Raw genomic sequence first — 24,861 nt, 5'->3', positions numbered from 1 at the left:
AAACCAATCAATATCCTTTTCGTCAAATAGGATATCTTATTCTATTAAAAAATCTAACCAAAATGATACAAGAGGATTTTGCTTTCATGACAGACAAAGATTTTCAGGGATTAACAAGATCTATCGAAAGAATACTTGGTATTCAATGTGGATGCTACAAAGAGGATTACATCAAAAGACGCGTTTTGTCACGTATGCGGATCACTGGGAAAGAAAATTACAAAGATTATACAACTTATTTTCTATCTACTGAAAGTGAGAAAGACCTGCTTAGAAATGCACTCACTATAAACGTGACAAAATTTTACAGAGACAAAGAGGTTTTTGATCTTGTAAAAACAAACATTATCCCTGATATTCTCAGAAAAAAAGGAAGAATTCGGATCTGGAGTGCAGGTTGTGCAACAGGAGAAGAGCCATACACTCTCTCGATAATAATAAATGATATTCTAAGGCTAAAATCAGATTTGCAAATTACGATATTCGCTACAGATATTGATCGTGAAGCACTAAACAAAGCAAAAGACGGAATTTATGACAAAAGATCGCTTGAAAATCTTTCAGAAGGCCAGATAAAAAGGCACTTTAATCAAAGAGATGATGGGAAATTTGAAGTCAAACCTCATTTAAAGGAGATGATTAAATTTTCTCAGCACGATCTAATGAGTCAGAAGGCTGTTACTAATTACCTTGACATAATTCTGTGCAGAAACGTAACGATATATTTCACAGAAAAGCAAAAAAATGATCTTGCAAGGATGTTTCATCCGGCACTTCTCCCGAATGGATTCTATATTATGGGCAAAACAGAGTTTATGAGCAGAGAAGTCGAAAATCTTTATGAGCCATATAATGCTCTGCAGAAAATATATACTAAAAAATAATTATTTCAATAGTTTCATTTTTTCATTGTTTTTCTCATCACAGTCAAAATCCCCCTTACAAATATTTCGCATTAATTCTTTCCTTTTGTTTATCCGCTTCAATTCTGTTGATATAAGCAAAAAATTAACACCTATAACAACAATTATAAGAGTCAGCCCGATACCAAGCAATATTCCCTGCGTTGTAAAAAACAAAGCCAGAAGTAGAACAACAAAAGATATCAGATAAAATATTACCCATGTGCGTGTTTCCTGGGGATCCATTTTCTAATTTTATTTTTAGATTACATCTATATGAAATTATTTTTATGTCATTCACAATTTTTTAAAAAAATTGGAAAATTTCCTTTTAAAATATTATGTTTATTTCATTATCCGGAAAATATCAGTATTTTATACATCAGTTATCAGGATTAACCAAATTAATTTTTCTATAATTCATAAAAAGAATATTTATTAGCGCTTATAACAGATGATTTTACGTGGATAAAAAAGACTGGATCACATTCATTCTGGCAATAGGTATCGTACTTGGCATGGTGCTAGCGGTAAATCTCTCTTCATCAAAACCTGAAAGCACCAATAATGCCCCGGTTCCATCTGTCAGTGATCTATGTACTGATGCTTCCTGCTGTAAACCGGATGTGCATTATACCTATACTTCAAAGCCGAATGAAGAACCCTATAAGATATCATATAACTATGATTTAAAGAATGTATATTCATCCGGCCCCAATGGTTATCCAAGACTCCATATTCCCTCAAGTCTTTACAGTTCAACAGGGGATGTAAATAACCCTGAAAAAAATATTTATTTTACACCTTCTGATCCTGACAGCTATGTCTCTTCAGATATTTTTTCAAGATCAATATGGGGATATGATAATATCACAAAATTCGCCTATATGTCAGAAAGTTCCGGAGGGTTCTCGGAAATTTTCGGCGTTCCATATACTAACTGGAGAATACGGGCTTCGATGATTCCCAAAAACAATCCTGCATACTCATCATTGATATGGATTCTTGCAGATTCATCAACCGGGGATGTATTATCAGGAGGTAAACTGTTTTCAGGAGAAGAAATCTTAAAAGACGTTGAAATCTCAAACAAAAAAATGTACTTTATAGTTGAAGCTAATAATATCGAATCATATAATATCGAACTTGAGACGCCGTCAATAACATATAAAAATGAGCACATTAAACCAAAATTAAGCGAACTCCTAAAATTTCTGGACACAACAGGCAGTTAAATAAATTAAAGGAGATTATTGCATTTAATTTAAAAGCGATCTAAAAAAATAAAAAAATTGTTTTAAGGAGAGGAATTCTCCTAAATCTTATTTCTATAATGTTCATAAAAGACCATTTTACACTTATATGAATTTATTATTTAGTCCAAAAGTCAAAGAAATAATTTCATGATAAATAGAGCATATATTTGATTTAGGTATAATATATGCGACCATTCATTTTTGTAAATCTGGCCATGAGTGCTGATGGAAAAATATCGACTGTGCAGAGAAGACAGGTCAAAATTTCCGGAAAAAAAGATTTTGAACGTGTTGATATCATCAAAGCAGATTCCGATGCAATAATTGTCGGAATAGGAACAGTCCTTGCAGACAATCCTTCACTTACCGTAAAATCTTCGGAACTTAAATCAAAAAGGATCAAAAACGGAAAGGAAGAAAACCCGATAAGAGTAGTAATAGACAGCAAGGCAAGAACTCCTGCTGATTCAGACATATTGCATAAGGGTGATGGACAAAGAATAATTGCTGTATCAAAAAAAGCAGAACAAGAAAAGATCGAATTACTAAATGAATATGCAGATATCGTTGTTACAGGTGAAGATAAAGTAGATTTAAGTGCTTTAATGGAAGCCCTTTATGAATACGGTGTCAGAAAAATAATGGTTGAAGGCGGAGGATCACTCATCGAATCACTTTTCAAGGAAAATCTTGTTGATGAGATATATACCTGCGTGGGAAATGTAATAATCGGAGGAAAAAATGCTCCGACACCTGCTGATGGTGAAGGATTCCTAAAGGAAGAGGATTTTCCAAATTTAAAACTTCTTGATATAGAAAAAATAGATGAAGGAATTCTAATTCGCTGGAAAGTTGTCAGGGATTGATAATTTAAAAAAACATTTTTTTAATAATTACAAATACAGGATATTGCAGGAATTCAGAAAAAAGCTCTTAATAAATAGGAATATAACAAAAATATAGAATTATTTATTATCTGTTTTCTTCCTGAATATTAAAAGGTCATCAAATACTTTATAGGTTTCACCGTTGTCATATGTAGCTTTTACAACAACTCTGTCATCACCTTTTGTACCCTCATCAAAAACAACTTCTGAATTAACATCAGGTGCAATTTCTCTTTCAATTATTTCCCCGTTTGAGAGGTATATCTTTACATCAAGCGTATTTACCATATACAGACCCGGTCCCCCACGGGAGATTACTGTAACTGAACCTGAAATTGGATCTTTTATGGCATCAATGTACACCATAAAATTATCAGATACTTCATCAGTAGGAGAAGGTTTTAGGGAATAATCAGAAGATAAAGGTGAAGTAGAAGTTGCAACAGGAGTTATTCCAGATGATTCCTGAACAGGTCCCTGCTCATTTCCAGTACATCCTGTTGCAAATAATAAACCTGCCATAAGCAAAATAGACAATATAAACCATTTCATATATCAAAGTATTAACTTTTGAATATATGACTCTTTTGAGGTCACATTAAGCTGATTGGAATAAATTCACAAATTCTTTTTATCATATTAAGTCTCAAAATCATACAATAATGTCAAAATTAAACTGGGAAGTAAAACTTGGGATATTCCTGATAGCAGTCACATGTACAATCTATTCTGCTAAATTTATAATTCTTCAAAATCCTCAGGATACTGTAAATTATATATTCAATTCAATGGGATTTCTTCCAATAAATGTTCTACTTGTGACAATTGTCTTAAACAAACTTCTTGCAATAAGATCAAAACGTGAAAAATTTGAGAAGCTGAACATGGTTATAGGGACTTTTTTTTCAGAAGCCGGAAATCACCTGATTAAAGATATCTCTCAAAATGATCCAAATCTTGAAAACATCAAAAATGAACTTATAATAAGCAATGAATGGAATGATGAAGATTTTGAAAAAGTAAGAAAAAAACTATCTTCACATGATTATGATGTGAATATTGACAAAATAGAGATTGAAGCGCTTAACGGATTTCTTTTTTCAAAAAGAGAATTCTTGCTAAGGTTACTTGAAAATCCTGTACTTCTGGAACATGAATCTTTCACGGAACTTTTAAGAGCCATTTTCCATTTAGCTGAAGAACTAAAATGCAGGGACGATTTATCATGCCTTCCTAAATCAGACTACATGCACCTTCAGGGAGATATAAAACGGGTATATGGCACCCTAATTTTCCAGTGGCTTGATTATATGAAACACCTGAACAAGCATTATCCATACCTTTTCTCACTTGAGATGAGGACAAATCCGTTTGATCTAAACTCATCACCGGTAGTTGAAAAGTAATCAAACTTATTTATATTTTATACTCATCAAAATCATTTTTAATTGCACTGATTCTTATCATATAATGAATATTATAGCGATAATCTATTAAATTTCATAATTACAAAAAAAGTTAATTTATTGATTAACAGCTCTTTTCCAAAAAATTAAGTAAGATTTTTTTAATTCAAATCATCGTCCATCAGAGAACAGTCATGCCAAAATATATATTCTTGTCAATACACTCTTCAACTCTAAAACAGGAAGGGGGAAAATATGTCAGAAGATATATCGGTGTTAATAGGAGGAAAAGCCGGAGACGGAATAAATCAAGCCGGACTCTTAATATCAAGGATATTCTCAAGCCTCGGATATTTCATATATATGGATTTTGACCATCCCTCACTAATAAAAGGGGGACATAATTTTTGCATAATCAGAGCATCAAAAAAGCCTGTAGGAGCCTTAAAAGAAAAAATAGATCTCCTGATTGCCCTTGACAACACCACAGTAAAAAAACATCAGGATAAAATAAGCCCCGATACTTCGATAATATACAATTCTGATCTTATAAATAAAAGCAGAGGAACAGGCGTTCCCGCTCTGAAAATTGTCTATGAAGAAGGCGGAAAACCTGTAATGATAAATTCATGTATGATTGGAGCATTTTGCAAATCAATCGGACTCGGGTGGAATAACACAAAGGACCTGCTTGAAAAAGAATTTCCCCATGCAACAGATGTTAATTTAAGAATCTCAAAAAAAGGGTTTGATGCAATCTGTAAAAACTGTCTCCAAATCAAAAAAGAACCGGATAATATTACATTTTTCCCTGTTATCACCGGAAACGAGGCAATAGCACTGGGGCTGCTCTGTGGAGGAATTGATGCATATATTGCCTATCCCATGTCACCTGCATCAGGAATCCTTCACTTTCTTGCATCAAAACAGGATGATTATTCAATCAAAGTGATTCACCCGGAGGGAGAAATAGCAGCAATACTTATGGCAGAAGGTATGGCTTATGCCGGATGTAAAGCAGCTGTGGGAACCTCAGGAGGCGGTTTTTGTCTGATGACAGAGGGTCTCTCCTTCTCAGGAATCGCAGAAATACCCATTGTTATTGTTCTGGCACAACGCCAGTCCCCGGGCACCGGTGCTCCCACATATTCCGCTCAAAGCGATCTCTCTTTTGCTCTTTACGCAGGTCACGGAGAATTTCCAAGAATTGTAATTACACCATCAAATCCCAAAGAGGCATTTGAATGGTCTGCAAGGGCTGTTAAACTCTCATGGAAATATCAGGTACCAGGTATAATCATGACAGATAAAACACTCTGTGAAAGCACTTACACCTTTGACATATTTAATACAAAAATTGATTCTCCATATGATTCTCCAAATTCTGAAGGATTTTCCGAATACAAAAGGTACAAAAAAACAGAGAATGGTATTTCACCAATGGCCATCCCTCCTCTTAAAAACTATGCAATAAAGGTTAACGGAAAAACACACGATGAGTCAGGACTTTCAACAGATGACCCGGAAGAATTAAACTGGCTTTCTCAAAAAAGGCTGGCAAAGGAGAAAGCATTAAAAGAAGAACTCGAGAATATCGAGACAGTAATCATCTCGGAAAGCACTGACTTGAAAAATACAGTGGTAAGCTTCGGCTCTACGGTTAACCCCTGCAGAGAAATTTGCGATACATTAAAGATCAGATGTGTATATCCGGTTTTGCTCTCGCCATTCCCTAAAGAAAAGATGAAAAATGCCTTGTTAGGTTCTCAAAATATAATTGTAGTGGAAGATAATTCAACCGGACAGCTTGGGGATTTAATGAGGTGCAATTCAATACAGGTCAATAAAAAAATTTTGAATTACACCGGAAGGCAGATGAGTATCGAGACCCTTTCGGCAAAAATAGAGGAGGTTTTATTATGAAAAGATCCCTGATTACACAGGCAACAAACACATGGTGCACAGGTTGCGGGAACTTCAAAATTCAGCATACACTTAAATCCATAATTGAAGATATGGAATCCACAGGAGTCTCTGCTGATGATATTATTATTGTTGCAGGAATCGGGTGTCATGGAAAGATCGCGGATTATATGAATGTCAATACTCTCTATTCACTTCATGGAAGAGCAATTCCGTTTGCGACAGGAATTAAAGTTGCAAACCCGGACCTAAAAGTAATATGCTGCGTTGGTGACGGTGATGCCTATGCGGAAGGACTTGATCACCTTATCTTCGCTGCCAAAAGAAATGTCGATATCACAGTTATTGTTCATAATAACAGGGTCTACGGCCTTACAACAGGACAGTACACACCAACATCGCCTTTACATTATAAAGGAAAGTCCACACCACAGGGCAGTTTTGAAAAACCAATAAATCCTATTGAAATTATGCTCTCGGCAGGTGCCACATATGTTGCACGTGGATATACGGAACAAATGAAGAAGTTAAAGGAAATTGTTTCAGCCGGAATTAATCATAAAGGATTTTCATTTATTGATATACTGCAAATATGTGCCAGTTATTTTGAAAAAACAGATTATTATGACAATTTTGTATATAATTTAACTGAGAACAATACATCAGATTTAAAGGAAGCATTTTCTTTTGCAACTGAATGGAACTATAATAATGAATCAAAAATACCGCTTGGAATTTTTTATAATTCCCTGGAAGAAACATTTGAAGACAAATTTGTAAAAAAAAGTCAGTCTTTTTCAAAAAGGAAAAAAATTATTTTAGAACACTTGAAACCGCTTCCATAAGTGATAACAAGAGATATATATTTTGACCTCCATCTTGGAAACAATCTAAAAAATATGTGGTGATGTAAATGGCTATGAATCCTAAAATTGAAAAAGCACTCAATGAACAGGTAAAATGGGAATTGTATTCATCATACCTTTATCTCTCAATGTCATCCTGGTATGAATCAAAAGGACTCAGGGGTTTTGCAAACTGGGAATATGTCCAGGCACAGGAAGAAAAAGATCATGCAATGAAGATATACAAATATGTAATCTCAAGAGGCGGAAGAATGTTACTACAGCCAATAGAAGCCCCCCCGACCGAGTGGAAGTCTCCTCTTGACGCATTTGAAGTCTCACTGAAACATGAAGTAAAAGTTACATCACTGATAAATGATCTCGTAAATCTGGCACAAAAAGAAAAAGATCATGCAACAATCAACATGTTGCAATGGTTTGTGGATGAGCAGATAGAAGAAGAAGGTGACGCCGGCCAGATTGTTGATCAACTAAAAATGATTGAAAAGGACGGGGGTTCGGGTATGCTTTACATGCTGGACAAAGAACTTGGTGCAAGAGTATATGTGCCGTTGACGCAGACAACTCCGCCGGCATCTCAGTAAATTAAAATAATTTACTTATTTTGGCATATAAACGCGAAATATAAAAGAACAGATAACTTCTTAAAATACATATATATCAGCAGATATTATGAAATAAACACCTGATTTCAATATTATAGAAAAATTGGACATATTAACGCTAAAGAAAGGCATTATTTTCAAAATAGTCATTTCATATAGTTTTAAGAATTCATAAATTAAATTTAATATAAATTAAAGACAGGTGAATATTAGTTGGCAACAGGACATTTTGTACCAAAAAAGGTGTTTTTTACATCAGGTTCAGGCACTCACCAAGACAAACTGACATCTTTTGAAATGGCGCTAAGACAGGCTTCAATAGAGTGCTACAATCTTGTAGAAGTAAGCTCAATTCTGCCCCCTAAATGCAAAATTATTTCAAAACCTGAAGGTATAAAAGAACTTTTTCCGGGAAGCGTTGTATTCACAGTTCTCTCAAGGCTCTCATCCAACGAAGCAGGGAGAAGAATAACCGCATCTGTTGGAATGGCAATTCCAAAAGAACCGGAAATCCAGTGGGGATATTTTGCCGAATATCATACATTTGACGAGACAAAAGAAGAAGCAGGTAAATATTCAGAAATGATTGCCAACAATATGTATACAAGCATATCTGATAAAATTCCGGAAAAAACAATGAATGTAACAGAATCAATAGTTGTACCGGATAACGGAGAATGGGCTACAACTCTTGCAGCAGCTGTTTTCATTATGGAATGATAAATAAACATAATTTTTCAAATTTATTGAATATTATTATCATATAACAAAAAACGAATTTTTCATTTTTTAATAATACAGGCATTTTCAATTAAAAAAAATTAAGATTTCTTTCTTTAAAAGCGTCGGGAATCCGTATTTATATCAATGATGTAAGGTTTATCAGACAATAAGGCCATATGAATCGCATCTTTTAAATCATCCCCCTTCTCAATACGGACTCCTTCACCTCCACATGCTCTTGCATACCTGGAAAAATCAGGATTTAATAGATCTGTTCCAAAATTTTCATAATTCTCTATCGTCTGTTCAACCTGAATCATTCCAAGCTGCCTGTTTGAGAGAATTACAACGACCATCGGAAGATTATATTTTACTGCCGTCACAAAATCCGCCATTGCCATCGCAAATCCTCCGTCGCCTGTTATACAAAATACTTTTTTGTCAGGATAGGCTATCTTTGCTGCTATTGCTCCGGGTAGCCCAAACCCCATTGTACCAAGATAACCAGACATCGTGAATTTTTGTTTTTTCATCTGAAAATTCCTGCCAAACCACCACTGATTTTCTCCGACATCAAGAGAAATCACAGCGTCATCAGGAATTTCCTCTGATAATATCTTCATAATATATGGCGGCCTTATCGGAACTGCATTTACATCGGCCTCCAGTTCCAGCTGTTCTAACCAGTTTTTTTTCAGAAGAAGGATGTCCTTTAAAATATTCTTATTCTTCTTTTCCTTCGTCTTTTCTAACAAGGAAGGGAGGACAAGATCACAACTTCCAAAAAGTGAAATCCCTTCACTGCTCTTTTCCAGCTTTAGGGGATTCAAATCGATCTGAACCATCTTTTTATCAGTGGGAACATTTGTAAACCGTGAAAAACCAACGCCCGCAACAATCAGCAGATCAGAATCATCAACATATTTTCTTGCATGCAGTGTTCCAACCGAGCCTAAAATTCCCAAAAGCCATTCATTATCATCAGGGATTATCCCCTTGGCACGAAAGGTTATAACAACCGGTGCCTTTATTTTTTTGGCGAGTGACAGAATGTCATCTGCACATTCATAAGCTCCCCACCCCGCAATTATTACCGGCTTTTTTGATTCATTTATTATTTCCGAAGCCTTTGAAATTCGTTCCATTGAAGGCATTACAGATAAACTTTTAACACATCTGTCACGCCTGCAGATTTCCGGATCAATAGTCTCCTTTTGTATATTGTTTGGAACTGAGATCTGTGAAACTCCCTTTTTTATTGTTGAGAACTTTAATGCTTTGCTCAGTAAATAAACAGCGAGTCTTTTGTCATAAACTGTATTGTTGTAAACTGTTATAGGTCTGAAAAAGGCATCCTGATCAATCTCCTGTATTCCTCCGGGACCTGTGTATTGAGCACTGACCTGCCCGTTTATGGATATTACCGATGCATGATCTTCTTTGGCATCATAAAGACCTGTTGCAAGATTTGTAGCACCCGGACCGGCTATTGTAAGACATGCAGCAATTTTGCCTGTGAGTTTATTATATGCTGAAGCAGCCATTGCAGCATTCTCTTCATGCCTGACAACTATGTATTTTATATCTTTGTTTTTCCGAATTGCTTCTACAAGCCCAAGAGATGATGTTCCGGGGATTCCAAATACAACCCCCACACCCCATTTCACAAGTTCGGAGATCATTGCATCAGATACCGTGCTTTCTATTGCAGGAGCCTTTATTTCACTCTCTACATGTTTTATAAATGCACTCTTTTCTGCACCGCATACCGGACATTTCCAATATTTAGGAAGCTTGTCAAAAGGAGTTTTTGGTATGGTTTCTGTTGCAGTTTCACCGGAATCCTCATCATAAATATATCCGCAAATAGTACATTTCCATTTAAACATCAAATCCCCCACCAATAATTTAAATTATAAATTTACTATGAGGGTCACTTATGGTATATAGATTAATTCCTCAGATAATAATCAAAAAAATAATGATACTAAAAAAATTTATTGAAATTGAAGGAATTTTTAGCATCAGTTTTGCAGATGCATGCAGTCATCTAAAATTAAAAAATTTAGTAGGTTCTTGCAACAATTGCAGGCTTTGCAGGTTTGCCGCATATGGGGCATACCCCTTCTTTATTATCAATGAAATCCAGCCTTACTTCATTTCCCAGAACGCTTACATCAAGCTTCTTTTCAATTTCATCTGCACAGTCTTCAGAGCCACACCATTGAATAATTGCAACTCCTGATTTGACTGCTTCTTTTGCCTCCTCAAGATTCGAAGCAAATTTTATCTGCTCTTTTGCATGTGAAAGAGCACGTTCTGTCATACTATCCCTGAAATCTTCAAGCCTACTTTCTATTCCGGAAATAATATTATCTCTTTCAATTGTTGCTTTTTCACCGTACCTGTTAACAGACATGACAACACCATTGTCTATATCTCGCGGACCTATTTCAATTCTTAAAGGAACACCCCTCATTTCCCAGTGATAATATTTTGCACCGGGACGAAGGTCTCTTGAATCTGTTTTAACACGGTAACCGGCATCTTTTAATTCTTTTTCAAGTTGTTGAGCTGCTTCAATCACTTCTTCCGCACGTTTCTTAATAATAATTGGAACAATAACAATCTGAACCGGTGAAACTTCGGGAGGAAGAACAAGACCCTTGTCATCTCCATGAACACTTATGAGTGCTGCAATGCATCTTTCGGAAATACCATAGCAGGTCTGGAAAGCATACTTTTGTTCGCCATTTTCATCCTCAAAAGTCATCTCAAATGTCTTTGAGAAATGATCTCCCAGGTGATGAACAGTTCCAACCTGAAGTGTCTTCCCGTCAGGCATTATTGCATCAGTTGCAATAGTATAATCTGCACCGGGGAATTTATCCCAGTCAGGACGCTTTGATATAATTACAGGAATACAGAGGCGATCATAAAATTCCCTGTATAAGGCAATTGCATCCTCTACCTGGTTTTCAGCATCTTCCCATGTTGCATGAACAGTATGAGCCTCTTTAAAGGAGGTAATCTCACGGAGGCGAATCAAAGGACGTGTATGCTTCGTTTCGTAACGGAATGTGTTAACAATCTGATAATATTTTATTGGCAGATCTGCATGAGAACGAACCCATAATGAGTACATAGGATAAATTGCGGTCTCACTTGTCGGGCGAAGAGCAAGTTTTACATCAAGTTCACTTGTACCGCCATGAGTTACCCAGTAAACTTCCTCCTCAAAGCCTTTGATATGCTCTGCCTCTTTCATAAACTCATTTTCCGGTATTAAAAGTGGAAACAGAGTTTCTTCATGATCCCTGTCAAGCAGTTCACGAAGTATAGAGTATGTGGAACGCCTTAGGGAAAATCCATGAGGATACCAAACATAAACACCTTTAACAGGATAACGCACGTCCATTATTTCCGCACGCCACAAAATATCATTATACCATTCACTAAAATTTTCCTTTGGAGGGAGAACTCCGCTATCTTCTGCCATTATAAGACTCCTTGAAGTACTAGATCTATGATTTTGGGTGTAATAAATGCCTCTATAACCGCCGCAACTGCAAGAAGAGGACAAACGTAAAGAACAAACTTTTTGGCATATTTTTTTGCACTTAAAGCAGTATCACCAACACCCTTAAATTCCATCCATAAAGCTTCAGTAAGCAAAAAACCAAGACCTGCTGCAATTATAAATGCAGGTATCTCAAAAATGCCATGAGGAATTATTGATGCCATTATCGAAAGAATGCCTTTCTCATCAGAGACATAACTTACAACAAAACCTATAATTATTCCGTTTGTTATCAGAACAAACATTGTAAGTAATCCAAAAGTTGCTCCCCCAATAAAAAGAAGAAGCGATGCCTCAAGATTATTCACAAAGAGATTTACTGATAAAATAAAAGGATTATCATCCATAATATTTGAAAAAACCTGATCCTTTAGAGAATCCAAAAGCAGGCCCGCAGTCTCTTTGTCCTGTGCGACAGAAAATGCACCAAACATAGCAAACGTAATGAAAATAATCAGGGCAAAAATTGATGAAAAAAGAAGTCTGTCTTTAAACATAGAATATCATCCTGACCATATCACGTATTCCCGGTGCCATACCGACCATTATCATCGCAAATAATATCAGATGCCATAATGCAGAACTTCCTTCTTTCCGATACATCTCAAGAATATAAATTGCCGGAACAATCACTACAAGTTTTAATGCAAACATAGAAAATGCGGTTCCGGTTGCATCAATTAAAGCTGAACCTACAACATGCTGTTCAACATATGTCATTTCATGCAAATCAATTCCAAAACTTGTGGCACTTGCATCCAGAAGGTGTCCGAATATCAACAGTTTATAGAGGATATCTGAAACATAATCCCATTTAAAAATATATTTTATGGTTCCCCATACTGCAAATGAAGTTACAAAAGCCACCGATAGAATGAATGCAAGAACATAGCCGCTAATCTGTGTCTGGGTGATCCCAACCCACAAAAGAGGGATAAGGGATACCGCGCAGGCAATAATTCCACCAGCTGCAAATCCCCTGTAATAATGTTCGACAATTCCCTTCTTTTCAAGTGTTCTTGAAACTATCAGGACAAAAATTGTATAGAAAAAAATTACAAAATATATCAGCGGTGTAATCAGGAAAACATACCAGGGATATGGAATAATTCCGGTATCCTCAACAACACGCAATAATCCTCCGAGAACAATATACGGAATCAGTGACAGAACAAAGTCATGATCTATTGAAATTCCGGTTCTTTGAAGCCAGCGATATACAAGATATACGGCAAGAATTAAAATCAGTGCATAGGTGAGGGTATCAACAATTGTGTAGGCTCCGCCGTTAACAATCGGATCTACATAATATTTGTATATAAACTCCCTTATCATTTATTGATAGAATTATGAGCGCAGATAGTATAAAGGTACTCAAAAATCCACAATTTGATAAATCCAAATGGCTTCAGATGCCAAGGGACGTCTTAATAGGCCATGATGTGATAGAACAGCTGCCAAAGGTATGCCAGGATTTACATCTGGGAAAGTCTGCGCTTATAATTGCAGGCGAAAGTACTATGAAAGCCGCTGGGGGACATGCAAAAGAACTCTTGGAAGAGAACTGCGATGTCCAGACATTCTATGCAAAAAGTATCTCCCCACAGATAATTAAAGACGCTGAGCAGGCTGCTGAAGGGATGGATTTTCTGGTTGGAGTGGGTGGCGGAAAAGCAATAGATATCGCAAAAATAGCATCTTACAACCTTGAGAGACAGTTTATCAGTGTTCCTACGGCAGCATCCCATGACGGGATTGCCTCATCGCGTGCTTCTGTTCCGATGAAAGAAGGAAGTGTATCCCTTGATGCCCATCCCCCCATTGCAATTGTCGCGGATACGGAAATTATTGCAAAGGCGCCTCACAAGCTTATGGCTTCGGGATGCGCCGATATCATATCAAATTATACCGCAATTCTTGACTGGGAACTGTCACACAGGATAAAGGGTGAGCCAATAAGCGAGTACGCAATAGCACTCTCAAAAATGACCGCTGAAATACTTGTCAAAAACTCAAATTTGATTTATCCGGGGTCTGAAGAAGGCGCATGGTTGGTTATAAAAGCACTTGTATCGTCAGGAGTTGCAATGAGTATCGCAGGTTCATCCAGACCTGCATCAGGCGGCGAACATAAATTCAGTCACGCTCTTGATATGCTTTCACCAAATATCGGGCTACACGGTGAACAATGCGGTGTTGGTTCGATAATGACAATGTACCTGCACGGAGGAAACTGGCGCGAGATCAGGAAATCACTTAAGGACATCGGAGCACCGACAACTCCAAAAGGTCTTGGAATTGACGACAACACAGCAGTTGAAGCACTTCTGATGGCAAAAAAGATAAGACCTGAAAGATTCACAATTCTTGATATGGGACTTGAGAGAGAATGTGCGGAAAAACTTGTGAAAATGCTTTATACGGAGTGACAGAATAATGGGTGAAGACTTAATAAAAATAACACTCATTGGAAAAGCTCTGGCCAGAACAGGACTTGAATTTATTTACAAAGGAGAACTTCCAGAGTGTGAAGGTTGCAGAATGCATAAGGTATGCAATAATCTTGAGCCTAAAAAACGCTACAAAATTGTAGCATTAAGAGGTCAAAATGTGCATTCCTGCAATGTCCATCATGAAGGAGTTTGTGCCGTTGAAGTTATAGAATCCCCGGTTAATGCACTGATAGACGCTAAAAAAGCAATATTAAACTCAGAAATAACTTTTGAACAGGTATGCACGGAACATGCATGCGACAACTATGATCTTTGTTTTCCAGAAGGCATAATTGAAAATAAAAGATACCTGATTTCAAAAATTAATGATGAAACTGAAATTATCTGTGTAAAAGGAAGGACTCTGAAAAAAGTGGAACTGACACCCTCAACCAGACAGATCATCTGATAATTCATAAAGTCCTGAAAAAAAATATTCTATTTTCTCAATATCCTTTAATCCGACAATCCATTTTTTGGGAATTGCATCAAAGCCCCAGTAAGCACCGGCAAGTGCACCACATAAAGCACCGACAGTATCAGCATCTCCTCCTAAATTTATTCCGGAAATCAATGCACTCTCAAAAGAAGATGATTTTATAAAAACTGATGCCGCGCAGTGGGTGGCATCAAGAGCATCAATAGAAGGAACCAGGTCATACTTTTTGGGGCATGAAAGTCTTTTTATTACCTCACTATTCCGGCACTCATTAAGGGATTCAAAGTATGCTTCACTACGCTCTTTTCCCCTGCATAATCTGCTAATCATACCGTTGAAAAAAGCTGAACATTCACATGCCACAGGATTATAATGGGTAATCTGTGAACATAAAATACTGTAATAACGGACTTTTTCCGGAGAGAAAAAGATCCCTATAGGCGCCCCCCTCATTACACTGCCATTGCTCCTCCCACCACCGGATTCGTAAATCTCTTTAGAGGAAGATAAATAATGCCTTCCTTTTAGCATATCATCAAAAACCTTAGAAGAGGTGGGCCCAAAAAAATGTCTGTTATCTAGATACGATTCAAGAAGTCGCACTGCAACGTCATCAATGTAAAAACCATTATTTTGGATTAATGAGTCCATAATGGCCAGCGCCTGTAAAGTATCATCTGTTATGGAGCCACTGTCCATGCAATGTACGCCGCCGGAAATCATATCCATAACGGCCTTCTTTTTAGGAGGAAGGCATTCCAAGGGCGCGCCAAGTGCATCTCCAATTGCCAGCCCTGCCAATGTTCCGGATGCCCGCAAATAATCAAATATAAAGATCACCAATAAATTATATCTTGTTAGGATTGTAGTATTTTTTAAGGATTGGTGATCAAGTGCAGAAGGAGGAATTACTTCATTTACATATGCTTCTGGTTCAGGTGAAAAAGTATTATGAATCAGTAAACAACGAAGAAATAGTGACAGAAAAATATGACCAGCTGAATATTTCACCTGTTCATATTCACAAAAATAAGATATGCCACAAAGAGGCTATTCTCACTCTTGGGGAAGAACTCGTAGGTTATATTCAAAATGGTCATGCGCCATCAGTTGAGTACACTTCAGGTACAGTTTCTGAAGAGGTTGCCGTTGAAAACTAACTCAACAGATAAATCACCTATTTTCAGGGAAATCATTTCCCGAATTTTATCAGATGCAAAATCTCCTGCTGATGTTCAAAAGATCAAAGCATCAGTTGCAAAAAAGTATTCTTTGAATTCATTTCCCCGAAATTCAGATATCTTCTCGTCTGCCACAGACGAAGAAAAAGAAATCTTAAGAGCCTATCTTCAGGTAAAACCTGCAAGAACAATCTCAGGTGTTGCACCGGTTGCAGTAATGACATCGCCACACAAATGTCCGCATGGGATCTGTCTTCCATGTCCTGGCGGGCCTGAAAACCCGTTATTCAAATCTCCACAAAGCTATACGGGAGAAGAACCGGCCGCCCTGCGTGCACGTCAGCTTGAATACGACCCTTACGTTCAGGTTCAGGCCAGATTAAAACAATTTGAAGAGCTTGGTCATCATATTGACAAGGCCGAATTAATTGTAATGGGCGGGACAATGACCGCACGTGAACCTGAGTATCAGGAATGGTTCATGCGAACATGTATCCGGGCAATGAATGAATATGGCAAAGAGAACAGAGGTGATATTTTCACCTTTGAAGAGCTTTGCAGAGAAAATGAAACATCAAGGGTAAGATGCATTGCCGTAACTTTTGAAACACGCCCGGACTGGTGTAAAAAAGATCATATAAACAAAATGCTTTCACTTGGAGTTACAAAAGTTGAACTTGGTGTCCAGCAGATTGAGGATAGAATTCTTGATTATAACCGTAGGGGCCATCTTGTAGCAGACAGTGTTGAAGCAAACTGCCTGTTGCGTGACGCAGGGATAAAGGTGGGATTTCACATTATGCCAAACCTTCCCTCGGCAACAATAGAAGATGATAAAAAAATGTTTGATACGCTCTTCACAGATGAGCGCTTTTGTCCCGATTTTCTCAAAATATATCCAACACTGGTAACCCCCGGTTCCGAGATAGAATCATTGTGGGAAAAGGGGGAATACAGTATTTACGATGAAGACAAGCTTATTGATCTGATTGCTTATGGTAAATCAAAACTTCCCGAATATGTACGTCTTCAAAGAGTACAACGTGACATTCCTGCAAAGCTTATTGTTGCGGGATCGCATTTCAGCAATTTCAGGCAACTTGCGAAAAACCGTCTTATTGAAAAAGGCGGTAAATGTCGATGCATAAGATGCAGGGAAGCAGGCAGAAATATTGTTACAGAAGAGCCTTCAATAGAGATTCTGAAATACCAATGCTGCAACGGAGAGGAATATTTCATTCAGGCAACTGCCAATGATGCACTTATCGGATTCATACGGCTGAGGCTCGCAGACCCGCTATGGAGAGATGAACTAAAAGAAGCAGCCCTGGTTCGCGAACTTCATGTGTATGGTGCTCTAGTGCCGCTGGCGGATACACCAAAGGGATACCAGTGGCAGCACAAAAGTTACGGTGACCGCCTCTTAAAAAAGGCTGAAGAAATTGCAAAAGAAAAAGGTTACAAACAAGTTGCAATAATGAGTGGTATTGGTGTAAGACCCTATTACAAAAAGCGTGGTTATGAGAGAAGAGGCCCATATATGATAAAGGAACTTGCATGAATGCCGCCACAAATGAATACCTCAAACAAAAATTTTCAGACTATTATCAAAAAGCCATAATTGACACCCCCACAGCACTTGAGCAACGCGAATGGGGATTTATATTCTTTGACCAATCTGCAGAAGTAAGGATGAAAAGACATGTGGCTTTTTCCACACGCGATGAAGTGGAAAACTACATCAAATCAATGATTCCCCGCCATGTTTATTATTCCACAGCCTATTATGCCCTCCCTTCAGCAGGAACAATGCAGGACAAAATATGGTCCGGAGCAGATCTCATTTTTGATCTTGATGCAGATCATATCGTGCGCGGTTCATATGATGAAATGCTGGAAAGAGTCAAAGAAGAAACCCTGAAAATTATCGACATGCTGACTCACGAACTGGGTTTTTCACAAAAAGATATCAATCTTGTTTTTTCAGGAGGGAGAGGATATCACCTTCACATTAAGAATCTGGAAGTAAGAGGCTGGACAAGCGCTGAAAGACGTGAAATTGTTGATTACGTTTGTGGAACAGGTCTTGATCCCGAAATCATGCTCAGGGAAAGAAAAAGTATGGAGATTAAAGGATGGCCTGCGCGTTATCGTAATTCCATCATTGAATATCTTCAGGCATTGAGGAAAAGTGAACGTGATGAAGCCATAAAAAAAATATCTTCAATAAAAGGTATTGGCAAGGATTCAGCAGATGATTTCCTCAAGTCTTCCGGCGGTTTAATTAACAGACTAAAAAAACCTGAAAAAAAGATAATAATTAACAGAGTTCTTCGCGCGATTGTCACGCAGGAAGAGAGTGGTTTTGCCGAGATATTGAAGGAAAAAGCCGCCCTTACAGACGAGCCGGTAACAACGGATATAAAACGTCTTATCAGAATGCCGGGATCTCTTCACGGAGGCAGTGGTTTTCGTGTACTTAACATAAGTATAAAAGAACTCGAAAGCTTTGATCCACTTATTGATGCGGTTTTCTTTGGAGAAAATCCCATAAAAATAAATGCGGCTTTCGGCCTCACTATGCCTATATTAGGCAACAAATATTCTGTTGAAAAAGGAATCAATTCTGTACCTGAAGCACTTGGAGTTTTCCTATGTGCAAGGGGAATTGCTGAATATGCAGGAGGAGGGAAAAAGTAAATGGATTTTGATTATTTAAGATTAATAGCTCTTGATGAACGTGAAAGCGGCAAACTATCCCAAATCACTCCGGACACTTTTAAAATGGCTCAGGAGTATCTCTCCGAGTTATACGAAGAAGGGAAATCCATTGATCTTTTTATGACAAAAAGGGGAAGTGAACTTATTGAAGAAATCGAGAGTTTGCGATCACTTATTCAGGCAATAATTGACGAAAGGTTTAAGAAAATAATTAAGCTTGCTGCTTATCAAATTGAAAGCGGAAAAGTCGACAAAAATGAATTGGAAATGATGATTCCTACAGAAAAGGAAATGTTTGATGAAATTCTCCATTCCATAGGAAATTGCCGGAAAAAATTAACAGAACCTGAGATCCCAAAAGGTTATCCTGAAATCTCCAAAGCAAGGGATGAAACGGCAATTTATGAGAACAAACAGTCATCACCAACGCAAATTGAAGCAGCACAAAACCAGAATTTATCTAACATGGATGTTCATGATGAAGATACTTCAGAAAGCGGAAGAGAGCATGTCTTTGACACTATTTACATAAAAGAGAACATTGAATCATTTATGGGAATAGACGGACATATTTACAATCTGTCGAAAGAAGATATTGTAACATTGCCACACCCAAATTCATCAGTACTCTGTGGGCGCAACATAGCCTTAAATATCAGAGTTAGCAAATAATAATGAGATTTATTGTGAAGACTGCCCGGAGGGTAGTTCTCATCAGACCGTGATGAATCCAAACTCATTTCGGTTAATATCCAATTCAAAGGGGCTATAAGTTTTATGAAAATGCCAACGAAGTTCAAGACATACTGTCCATACTGCAGAAAACATGAGATCCACGAGGTCGAGAAAGTAAAGAAAGGCCGTGATCTTCACTTACACTGGATCGACCGCCAGAAAGGTCGCAGAAGCAAAGTAGGAAACATGGGTAAATTCTCAAAAGTACCTGGTGGAGACAAACCAACTAAGAGAATTAACGTAAGATACCGTTGCACAGTATGTGGTAAAGCACATTTGAGAAGCGGCGTAAAAGCAGGTAAATTTGAACTTAAGGAGTGAATATAAATGGTTCGTGTAAACAGAGAAAACAGAACAAAATTTTTTACAGTAAAATGCCCTGACTGCGAAAATGAGCAGAAGGTATTCCAGAGAGCAAGCACAGTTGTAGACTGCATAGTTTGCGGAAAAGTCCTTGCAGAACCAAAAGGTGGAAATGCAGACATAAAGGCAGAGATTATTGCTGAACACGAGTAAATATATTGTTATGACTGAGAGAGAATGGCCTGAAGAGGGTGAACTTGTTGTTTGCACAGTGACAAATGTAAAAGACTTTGTTGCATTTGTTACACTGGACGAGTATGAAAACCATGAAGGGCTTATTCCAATAGCCGAAATTGCACGTGGGTGGATAAAACATATTCGTGACTTTGTTCGTGAAGGACAGAAAGTAGTCTGCAAAGTCCTCCATGTAAATAAAAGTCGTGGACATATTGATCTCTCTCTAAAAGATGTCAATGAGCACCAGCGCAAAGACAAGATCCATGAGTGGAAGAATGAGCAGAAAGCAAAGAAATGGATAAGTTTCATTTCAGAAGCCTCAGGTTCATCAACTGACGAGCTGGAGTCCAAATTCTATCATGAATATGGAGCTCTTTTCCCGGTTTTTGAAGATATTCTCATAGATGAGGAAGCAACTCTTAAAAAACTGGATCTTAAAAAAGAAGTCGCAGACGCGCTTGTGAACACTGCACATGATAATGTAAAATTACCAAAAGTCACAATCACCGGTACGCTGATTCTTACGTCCAACAAACCTGACGGTGTAAATGTAATAAGGAGAGCACTTCGCAGTGCACAGCCGACAATAGAGAATGTTGAAATTGAACTTGTTTATGTCGGGGCTCCAAAATACCGAGTCAAGGTAACTGCACCAGACTACAAACAGGCTGAAAAAGCAATCAATAAAGTTGCAAAATCAGCAATTGGAGTTATGGAACGTGCAGAGGGCGAAGGTAAATTCATCCGCAAACAGCGTCCCGGTAAGAACTAATGAGCAGAAAAATCAGATGCTGTCCAAAAGACAGCACATATACTCTCTCTTTTTTATGTCCTCTATGCGGGGGCAGCACAAGAATTGCACATCCTCCGCGTTTTTCTCCACAGGACAAATATGGGAAATACCGCAGGGAGATTAAAAAAAATGCATGACATAACAGTTGATTTTTTAAAAGAAGAAGATTATGCCTGCGATATCATGATCGAAGGGCTTCCAGGCGTAGGACAGGTTGGAAAACTTGTAGCCGAACACCTTATAGAAGAACTTGGAGCAGAAAAAATCGCAGATATTCATTCAATATTTTTTCCGCCACAGGTACTACTCTCAGAGACCGGAGTTGCCTATCTCCCAAGCAATGAAATCTACCGCTATGAAGGAGAAAATCATAGCATTATGTTTCTTGTAGGGGACTTCCAAAGTACGTCTTCCGAAGGTCACTATCTTCTTACAGACACATATCTTGAGATTGCCGAAAAACTTGGTGTCAAAAGAATTTACACTTTGGGCGGCTACGGAGTCGGACATTTAATTGAAGATATTCGTGTCCTTGCAGCAGTAAACGATGAAAAACTAAAAGAAGAAGTTGAAAATGCCGGAGGGATATTTACTGCCAATGAACCAGGAGGAGGAATATTGGGTGCTTCCGGTCTTCTTTTAGGAATGGGTGCAAGAAGAGATATCGAAGGAATCTGTCTTATGGGAGAAACCTCCGGCTACCTTGTTGACCCTAAAAGTTCAAACTGCGTCCTTTCCATTCTCTCAAAACTAATAGGAATAGATGTGGATGCAACAAAGCTTCAGGAACGTGCAGAAGAAATGGAAAGCTTTGTTGAACGAATAAAAGAATCAGAAAAGTCAACTTCCGAAGAAGAATTAAGCTATATCGGATAATATGATCGCAACAGCTGATCTTCACATCCACTCTCTTTTTTCAATGGCGGCTTCTAAAAATACAAGCCCTGATTCCCTTCTTAATGCCTGTTTAATAAAAGGCATTGATGTTTTGGGAAGCGGAGATGCCCTCCACCCCGTCTGGAGAGAGATGTGGATGAATAATTTGGAAAATTCTCAAAATGTAACTGTTATTCCATCAGCAGAAGTTGAAGGCAAAGGCAAAGTCCACCATCTTATTTTAATGGAAGATTTTGAACAGGCAAAAAATATTGCTGATATTTTCAGGATGAACAGTAAAAACATTGACAAGGCAGGCCGCCCGAATGTTTCTCTTACCGGAGAAAAAATTGCTGAAATTGTTCATAATGAAGGAGCCATGATTGGCCCTGCACATGCCTTCACACCCTGGACAGGACTTTACGGCCGCTATGACAGCACCAGAGAATGTTACGGTGAAGAAAAAATTGATTTTCTCGAACTGGGTCTTTCAGCAGATACTTCATACGGAGAAGGCATACCAGAGATTGACGGAATTACATTTTTGTCAAACTCTGATGCACACAGTGCCTTACTTAATAAACTTGGAAGAGAATTCAACAGAATAGATATCAGATCCAAAAAAACGGCGGATATATTAAAATCAATTAAAGATGGTCAGGTTACCCTCAATGCAGGTTTTTTCCCCGAGGAAGGAAAATACAATCAGACTGCATGCACAAGATGCTATAAACACTATTCCTTGGAAAAAGCAGACCTTTTTAGCTGGAAATGCCCGGAAGACGGTGGCAAAATAAAAATGGGTGTTTATGATCGTGCAATGAAAATGAGTGACAATAGCCATAAAAAATGCAGCAGACCCCCATATATCCATATAATTCCGTTAGGCGATATTATTCAAAAAGTGCTTGGATTATCATCACCAAATTCAAAAAGGTGTCAGGTCGTTTACGAAGAGCTTATCGAAAATCTTGGAACTGAAATAAACATACTTCTTGATGTTCCTTATGATGAAATCTTTTCATGCAATGAAAAAATTGCCTCTGCCATAAAAAAATTCAGAGAAGGTAATCTAAGACTTTACCCGGGCGGCGGTGGCATGTATGGAAGTTTTGATTTATCGTAGAGTCAGTTTAGCAGGAAACATAGTTTAAAATATTCTCCTTTTTGTTCTGAAATTGAATTGCGATAAAAAGGATTGTTAATAATTAAAAAAAGTTAAAATTTCTATTCAGACTTACATGTTCCTTCGGTTACCTGCCCGATTATCTGTTTTCTTATCTCTTTGATCTCCTCTAGTGCTTTGTCCCTTGTATCATAATCTCCCCTCTCATGGGCAGCTGCGGCCACATCAGTTAGCTGAATTAAAAGAGAAAAAGTCTCTTCATCTTCAAGAATTCGTTTTGAGATCATTGATTATATATTCCTTTTACTGCTTAGAATAAATAAATTTACCAATTTAAATTTATTATTGCTTTTTTTCGTTATTTATCAGCGATACAACCCCGTTCACAAATTCATCCGTAAAATATGCATGAGTGTAACCGGCAAAAATATTAGTTTCCGATATCCCGTCCATGCCATTTTCAATACCCTTTCCACGTTTAAGTTTAAGTGCAAATCTGATATCCTGATCACATTCAAGACGTGTGTAGTGAAACTCATGGCCCCTATATGAAGTTCCAGCCGGGATAATACAGCTATCAGAAATACACTCAGCATCCACATACCCTAAAGCCTGGAAACGCTCCATCTTAACCGTATCTGCAGGTATTATCCCGCACATACGCGATGAAGTACCATCTGAGGAAATTTCCCTTGAAAGATATGTAAGGCCTCCGCATTCAGCATAAATGACTAATCCTTTATCTGCTGCTTTTTTGATATCCTGACGGCATTTTGAATCCTCAAGTGATTCCAGATGAAGTTCAGGATAACCTCCGCCAAGGTATAATGCATCAATGCCTTCAGGAAGACGGTCAGATATGGGACTGAAATACTCAACCTTAAAACCATATTTTTTCAGTAGTGAGAGATTATCATTATAATAAAAATTGAACGCCTCATCAAGTGCAACGGCTATTCTGAATTTTCCTTCAGGGCATTCTTTATCAAATGAAAACAAATCTTCAAAATCAGATCTGTTTTTACTAATATCTATTATCTGATCCAGGTCTGAATGAAGCTCAACAATTTCCGCAAACTGACTCATTGCACTTGTTTCATGTGCCATCTGAAGACCAAGATGGCGGCTTTCAACGGACTTTGTCTTTTCATAAGGAATCCAGCCGACAGCAGGTACACAAAGATTTTCTTCTATCATTTCCCTGTGCCTGATACTTCCAACACGATTGAAAATGACCCCTGAAAAATTGACTTCAGGATCGTATTCCCTGTAACCCTTAATTATTGCATTGGCGCTTGCAGACATCCCCTTGACATCAACAACCAGAATAACAGGAGCCTTAATGATCTTTGAAACATGAGCAGTACTTCCAAAACCCGAACCCTCAAGCCCGTCATACATTCCCATGACGCCTTCAACAACAGCAATATCTGCACCTTTTGATGCACTGAGAAATGTCTTTATCACCCCGTCCTCACCCATCATGTAAGGATCGAGGTTTCTTGAACTTCTGCTACAAATTGCAGTATGATGTGAGGGATCTATAAAATCAGGACCTACCTTGAAAGGCTGAACCACAAGACCTCTCCTGCAAAGAGCAGACATTATCGCACTTGCAATGGTTGTTTTACCACATCCACTATGAGTGCCTGCAATAATAATTGTCGGAATCATTGTTTGTACTGATAAAGTATCTTATCAGTCCTAAAAATACTCTCCTTAATCACATCCAATATTTTCAAAAAAATATCAGATTATCTTTGAAAAAGATCAATTGCAAATAGCTTTTTTATAAAAAAAATTGACAGAA

28 protein-coding genes are annotated in these 24,861 nt (G+C 37.8%); 20 read left to right on the top strand and 8 right to left on the bottom strand.

From position 1 onward, the window contains the following. Positions 1 to 86 precede the first annotated feature (86 nt). The 3 genes from F1737_RS03725 to F1737_RS03715 all read left to right on the top strand — a co-directional run bounded on the left by F1737_RS03725 (position 87) and on the right by F1737_RS03715 (position 3,024). Positions 87 to 884 carry a CheR family methyltransferase gene (locus F1737_RS03725; RefSeq protein WP_317137439.1) on the top strand — a complete coding sequence of 266 codons (798 nt, stop codon included), beginning with the start codon at positions 87 to 89 and terminating at the stop codon, positions 882 to 884. A gap of 482 nt (positions 885 to 1,366) precedes the next feature. After that, the gene (locus F1737_RS03720; RefSeq protein WP_317137438.1) at positions 1,367 to 2,137 is read left to right on the top strand and encodes a hypothetical protein; all 771 of its coding nucleotides are present in this window, start codon (positions 1,367 to 1,369) and stop codon (positions 2,135 to 2,137) included. Positions 2,138 to 2,343: 206 nt separating this feature from the next. After that, positions 2,344 to 3,024, top strand: a complete 681-nt coding sequence (locus F1737_RS03715; protein ID WP_317137437.1) for a 2,5-diamino-6-(ribosylamino)-4(3H)-pyrimidinone 5'-phosphate reductase — start codon at positions 2,344 to 2,346, stop codon at positions 3,022 to 3,024. Positions 3,025 to 3,123: 99 nt separating this feature from the next. Here the strand turns inward: F1737_RS03715 and F1737_RS03710 are convergent, their stop codons facing one another. Continuing rightward, entirely contained in the window at positions 3,124 to 3,567 is a 444-nt protein-coding gene (locus F1737_RS03710; RefSeq protein WP_317137436.1) for a hypothetical protein, read from the bottom strand. 140 nt (positions 3,568 to 3,707) lie between these two features. Between F1737_RS03710 and F1737_RS03705 the strand changes: the two genes are divergently transcribed. From F1737_RS03705 to F1737_RS03685, 5 genes are all read left to right on the top strand, one after another. Further along, positions 3,708 to 4,451 carry a hypothetical protein gene (locus F1737_RS03705; RefSeq protein WP_317137435.1) on the top strand — a complete coding sequence of 248 codons (744 nt, stop codon included), beginning with the start codon at positions 3,708 to 3,710 and terminating at the stop codon, positions 4,449 to 4,451. A gap of 255 nt (positions 4,452 to 4,706) precedes the next feature. Next, the gene (locus tag F1737_RS03700; protein ID WP_317137434.1) at positions 4,707 to 6,374 is read left to right on the top strand and encodes a 2-oxoacid:acceptor oxidoreductase subunit alpha; all 1,668 of its coding nucleotides are present in this window, start codon (positions 4,707 to 4,709) and stop codon (positions 6,372 to 6,374) included. After that, positions 6,371 to 7,219: a thiamine pyrophosphate-dependent enzyme gene (locus tag F1737_RS03695; protein WP_317137433.1), complete on the top strand. Its 849-nt coding sequence runs from the start codon at positions 6,371 to 6,373 to the stop codon at positions 7,217 to 7,219. The genes F1737_RS03700 and F1737_RS03695 overlap by 4 nt, the downstream gene beginning before the upstream one ends. A 74-nt stretch (positions 7,220 to 7,293) precedes the next feature. Then, positions 7,294 to 7,824, top strand: coding sequence for a ferritin (locus F1737_RS03690; RefSeq protein ID WP_317137432.1), 531 nt, complete (start codon positions 7,294 to 7,296; stop codon positions 7,822 to 7,824). Positions 7,825 to 8,058: 234 nt separating this feature from the next. Then, the gene (locus F1737_RS03685) at positions 8,059 to 8,565 is read left to right on the top strand and encodes a pyruvoyl-dependent arginine decarboxylase (protein ID WP_317137431.1); all 507 of its coding nucleotides are present in this window, start codon (positions 8,059 to 8,061) and stop codon (positions 8,563 to 8,565) included. A gap of 116 nt (positions 8,566 to 8,681) precedes the next feature. On the opposite strand, the gene F1737_RS03680 is transcribed toward F1737_RS03685, so the two are convergent. From F1737_RS03680 to F1737_RS03665, 4 genes are all read right to left on the bottom strand, one after another. After that, positions 8,682 to 10,457 (bottom strand): thiamine pyrophosphate-dependent enzyme, encoded by a 1,776-nt coding sequence (locus tag F1737_RS03680; RefSeq protein ID WP_317137430.1) that lies wholly within the window; start codon positions 10,455 to 10,457, stop codon positions 8,682 to 8,684. A gap of 176 nt (positions 10,458 to 10,633) precedes the next feature. After that, positions 10,634 to 12,067, bottom strand: coding sequence for a proline--tRNA ligase (gene proS, locus F1737_RS03675; RefSeq protein WP_317137429.1), 1,434 nt, complete (start codon positions 12,065 to 12,067; stop codon positions 10,634 to 10,636). After that, positions 12,067 to 12,645: a stage II sporulation protein M gene (locus F1737_RS03670; RefSeq protein WP_317137428.1), complete on the bottom strand. Its 579-nt coding sequence runs from the start codon at positions 12,643 to 12,645 to the stop codon at positions 12,067 to 12,069. Before F1737_RS03670 ends, proS begins: the two co-directional genes overlap by 1 nt. Further along, the gene (locus F1737_RS03665; RefSeq protein ID WP_317137427.1) at positions 12,638 to 13,483 is read right to left on the bottom strand and encodes a DUF63 family protein; all 846 of its coding nucleotides are present in this window, start codon (positions 13,481 to 13,483) and stop codon (positions 12,638 to 12,640) included. Before F1737_RS03665 ends, F1737_RS03670 begins: the two co-directional genes overlap by 8 nt. A gap of 14 nt (positions 13,484 to 13,497) precedes the next feature. On the opposite strand from F1737_RS03665, the gene F1737_RS03660 reads away from it, so the two are divergent. Together F1737_RS03660 and F1737_RS03655 are read left to right on the top strand one after the other, a co-directional pair. After that, the gene (locus F1737_RS03660; RefSeq protein ID WP_317137426.1) at positions 13,498 to 14,577 is read left to right on the top strand and encodes an NAD(P)-dependent glycerol-1-phosphate dehydrogenase; all 1,080 of its coding nucleotides are present in this window, start codon (positions 13,498 to 13,500) and stop codon (positions 14,575 to 14,577) included. 7 nt (positions 14,578 to 14,584) lie between these two features. Further along, on the top strand, positions 14,585 to 15,049 hold the full coding sequence (locus F1737_RS03655) for a UPF0179 family protein (protein ID WP_317137425.1): 465 nt from the start codon (positions 14,585 to 14,587) through the stop codon (positions 15,047 to 15,049). Here F1737_RS03655 and F1737_RS03650 read toward each other — a convergent pair. Beyond that, complete coding sequence (locus F1737_RS03650) at positions 15,029 to 15,880, bottom strand: ADP-ribosylglycohydrolase family protein (RefSeq protein WP_317137424.1); 852 nt, start codon at positions 15,878 to 15,880, stop codon at positions 15,029 to 15,031. The two genes, F1737_RS03655 and F1737_RS03650, sit on opposite strands and share 21 nt — an antisense overlap. A 92-nt stretch (positions 15,881 to 15,972) precedes the next feature. Between F1737_RS03650 and F1737_RS03645 the strand changes: the two genes are divergently transcribed. The 10 genes from F1737_RS03645 to F1737_RS03600 all read left to right on the top strand — a co-directional run bounded on the left by F1737_RS03645 (position 15,973) and on the right by F1737_RS03600 (position 23,051). After that, on the top strand, positions 15,973 to 16,239 hold the full coding sequence (locus tag F1737_RS03645; protein WP_317137423.1) for a UPF0058 family protein: 267 nt from the start codon (positions 15,973 to 15,975) through the stop codon (positions 16,237 to 16,239). Next, complete coding sequence (locus F1737_RS03640) at positions 16,178 to 17,821, top strand: tRNA uridine(34) 5-carboxymethylaminomethyl modification radical SAM/GNAT enzyme Elp3 (protein WP_408669678.1); 1,644 nt, start codon at positions 16,178 to 16,180, stop codon at positions 17,819 to 17,821. Before F1737_RS03645 ends, F1737_RS03640 begins: the two co-directional genes overlap by 62 nt. After that, positions 17,818 to 18,960 (top strand): DNA primase catalytic subunit PriS, encoded by a 1,143-nt coding sequence (priS, locus tag F1737_RS03635; protein ID WP_317137421.1) that lies wholly within the window; start codon positions 17,818 to 17,820, stop codon positions 18,958 to 18,960. Before F1737_RS03640 ends, priS begins: the two co-directional genes overlap by 4 nt. Continuing rightward, positions 18,961 to 19,653: a hypothetical protein gene (locus tag F1737_RS03630; RefSeq protein WP_317137420.1), complete on the top strand. Its 693-nt coding sequence runs from the start codon at positions 18,961 to 18,963 to the stop codon at positions 19,651 to 19,653. 105 nt (positions 19,654 to 19,758) lie between these two features. Further along, a complete protein-coding gene (locus tag F1737_RS03625) occupies positions 19,759 to 20,037 on the top strand; it encodes a 50S ribosomal protein L44e (protein ID WP_317137419.1) in 279 nt (92 codons plus the stop codon). 6 nt (positions 20,038 to 20,043) lie between these two features. Further along, positions 20,044 to 20,232, top strand: coding sequence for a 30S ribosomal protein S27e (locus F1737_RS03620; RefSeq protein WP_317137418.1), 189 nt, complete (start codon positions 20,044 to 20,046; stop codon positions 20,230 to 20,232). 10 nt (positions 20,233 to 20,242) lie between these two features. Beyond that, a complete protein-coding gene (locus tag F1737_RS03615; RefSeq protein ID WP_317137417.1) occupies positions 20,243 to 21,028 on the top strand; it encodes a translation initiation factor IF-2 subunit alpha in 786 nt (261 codons plus the stop codon). Beyond that, entirely contained in the window at positions 21,028 to 21,186 is a 159-nt protein-coding gene (locus F1737_RS03610; RefSeq protein WP_317137416.1) for an RNA-protein complex protein Nop10, read from the top strand. Before F1737_RS03615 ends, F1737_RS03610 begins: the two co-directional genes overlap by 1 nt. Then, a complete protein-coding gene (locus tag F1737_RS03605) occupies positions 21,179 to 21,925 on the top strand; it encodes a proteasome assembly chaperone family protein (protein ID WP_317137415.1) in 747 nt (248 codons plus the stop codon). The genes F1737_RS03610 and F1737_RS03605 overlap by 8 nt, the downstream gene beginning before the upstream one ends. A gap of 1 nt (position 21,926) precedes the next feature. Next, positions 21,927 to 23,051 carry an endonuclease Q family protein gene (locus F1737_RS03600; protein WP_317137414.1) on the top strand — a complete coding sequence of 375 codons (1,125 nt, stop codon included), beginning with the start codon at positions 21,927 to 21,929 and terminating at the stop codon, positions 23,049 to 23,051. Positions 23,052 to 23,152: 101 nt separating this feature from the next. Here F1737_RS03600 and F1737_RS03595 read toward each other — a convergent pair whose 3' ends face one another. Together F1737_RS03595 and F1737_RS03590 are read right to left on the bottom strand one after the other, a co-directional pair. Further along, a complete protein-coding gene (locus F1737_RS03595) occupies positions 23,153 to 23,338 on the bottom strand; it encodes a hypothetical protein (RefSeq protein WP_317137413.1) in 186 nt (61 codons plus the stop codon). Positions 23,339 to 23,393: 55 nt separating this feature from the next. Further along, positions 23,394 to 24,725 carry a cobyrinate a,c-diamide synthase gene (locus tag F1737_RS03590; RefSeq protein ID WP_317137412.1) on the bottom strand — a complete coding sequence of 444 codons (1,332 nt, stop codon included), beginning with the start codon at positions 24,723 to 24,725 and terminating at the stop codon, positions 23,394 to 23,396. Positions 24,726 to 24,861 lie beyond the last annotated feature (136 nt).

The organism is Methanoplanus sp. FWC-SCC4 (genome assembly GCF_032878975.1).
Lineage (GTDB): Archaea > Halobacteriota > Methanomicrobia > Methanomicrobiales > Methanomicrobiaceae > Methanochimaera > Methanochimaera problematica.
This window is presented reverse-complemented; position numbering and strand designations above follow the sequence as displayed.

What these genes read in the sequence shown, in the direction of transcription:
- proS (WP_317137429.1), bottom strand. Translation starts at nt 12,067, where the DNA reads ATGGCAGAAGATAGCGGAGTTCTCCCTCCAAAGGAAAATTTTAGTGAA.
- F1737_RS03705 (WP_317137435.1), top strand. Translation starts at nt 3,708, where the DNA reads ATGTCAAAATTAAACTGGGAAGTAAAACTTGGGATATTCCTGATAGCA.
- F1737_RS03595 (WP_317137413.1), bottom strand. Translation starts at nt 23,338, where the DNA reads ATGATCTCAAAACGAATTCTTGAAGATGAAGAGACTTTTTCTCTTTTA.
- F1737_RS03695 (WP_317137433.1), top strand. Translation starts at nt 6,371, where the DNA reads ATGAAAAGATCCCTGATTACACAGGCAACAAACACATGGTGCACAGGT.
- F1737_RS03660 (WP_317137426.1), top strand. Translation starts at nt 13,498, where the DNA reads ATGAGCGCAGATAGTATAAAGGTACTCAAAAATCCACAATTTGATAAA.
- F1737_RS03725 (WP_317137439.1), top strand. Translation starts at nt 87, where the DNA reads ATGACAGACAAAGATTTTCAGGGATTAACAAGATCTATCGAAAGAATA.
- F1737_RS03670 (WP_317137428.1), bottom strand. Translation starts at nt 12,645, where the DNA reads ATGTTTAAAGACAGACTTCTTTTTTCATCAATTTTTGCCCTGATTATT.
- F1737_RS03620 (WP_317137418.1), top strand. Translation starts at nt 20,044, where the DNA reads ATGGTTCGTGTAAACAGAGAAAACAGAACAAAATTTTTTACAGTAAAA.
- F1737_RS03640 (WP_408669678.1), top strand. Translation starts at nt 16,178, where the DNA reads ATGCGCCATCAGTTGAGTACACTTCAGGTACAGTTTCTGAAGAGGTTG.
- F1737_RS03625 (WP_317137419.1), top strand. Translation starts at nt 19,759, where the DNA reads ATGAAAATGCCAACGAAGTTCAAGACATACTGTCCATACTGCAGAAAA.
- F1737_RS03655 (WP_317137425.1), top strand. Translation starts at nt 14,585, where the DNA reads ATGGGTGAAGACTTAATAAAAATAACACTCATTGGAAAAGCTCTGGCC.
- F1737_RS03710 (WP_317137436.1), bottom strand. Translation starts at nt 3,567, where the DNA reads ATGGCAGGTTTATTATTTGCAACAGGATGTACTGGAAATGAGCAGGGA.
- priS (WP_317137421.1), top strand. Translation starts at nt 17,818, where the DNA reads ATGAATGCCGCCACAAATGAATACCTCAAACAAAAATTTTCAGACTAT.
- F1737_RS03715 (WP_317137437.1), top strand. Translation starts at nt 2,344, where the DNA reads ATGCGACCATTCATTTTTGTAAATCTGGCCATGAGTGCTGATGGAAAA.
- F1737_RS03630 (WP_317137420.1), top strand. Translation starts at nt 18,961, where the DNA reads ATGGATTTTGATTATTTAAGATTAATAGCTCTTGATGAACGTGAAAGC.
- F1737_RS03610 (WP_317137416.1), top strand. Translation starts at nt 21,028, where the DNA reads ATGAGCAGAAAAATCAGATGCTGTCCAAAAGACAGCACATATACTCTC.
- F1737_RS03590 (WP_317137412.1), bottom strand. Translation starts at nt 24,725, where the DNA reads ATGATTCCGACAATTATTATTGCAGGCACTCATAGTGGATGTGGTAAA.
- F1737_RS03615 (WP_317137417.1), top strand. Translation starts at nt 20,243, where the DNA reads ATGACTGAGAGAGAATGGCCTGAAGAGGGTGAACTTGTTGTTTGCACA.
- F1737_RS03605 (WP_317137415.1), top strand. Translation starts at nt 21,179, where the DNA reads ATGCATGACATAACAGTTGATTTTTTAAAAGAAGAAGATTATGCCTGC.
- F1737_RS03700 (WP_317137434.1), top strand. Translation starts at nt 4,707, where the DNA reads ATGTCAGAAGATATATCGGTGTTAATAGGAGGAAAAGCCGGAGACGGA.
- F1737_RS03680 (WP_317137430.1), bottom strand. Translation starts at nt 10,457, where the DNA reads ATGTTTAAATGGAAATGTACTATTTGCGGATATATTTATGATGAGGAT.
- F1737_RS03690 (WP_317137432.1), top strand. Translation starts at nt 7,294, where the DNA reads ATGAATCCTAAAATTGAAAAAGCACTCAATGAACAGGTAAAATGGGAA.
- F1737_RS03665 (WP_317137427.1), bottom strand. Translation starts at nt 13,483, where the DNA reads ATGATAAGGGAGTTTATATACAAATATTATGTAGATCCGATTGTTAAC.
- F1737_RS03600 (WP_317137414.1), top strand. Translation starts at nt 21,927, where the DNA reads ATGATCGCAACAGCTGATCTTCACATCCACTCTCTTTTTTCAATGGCG.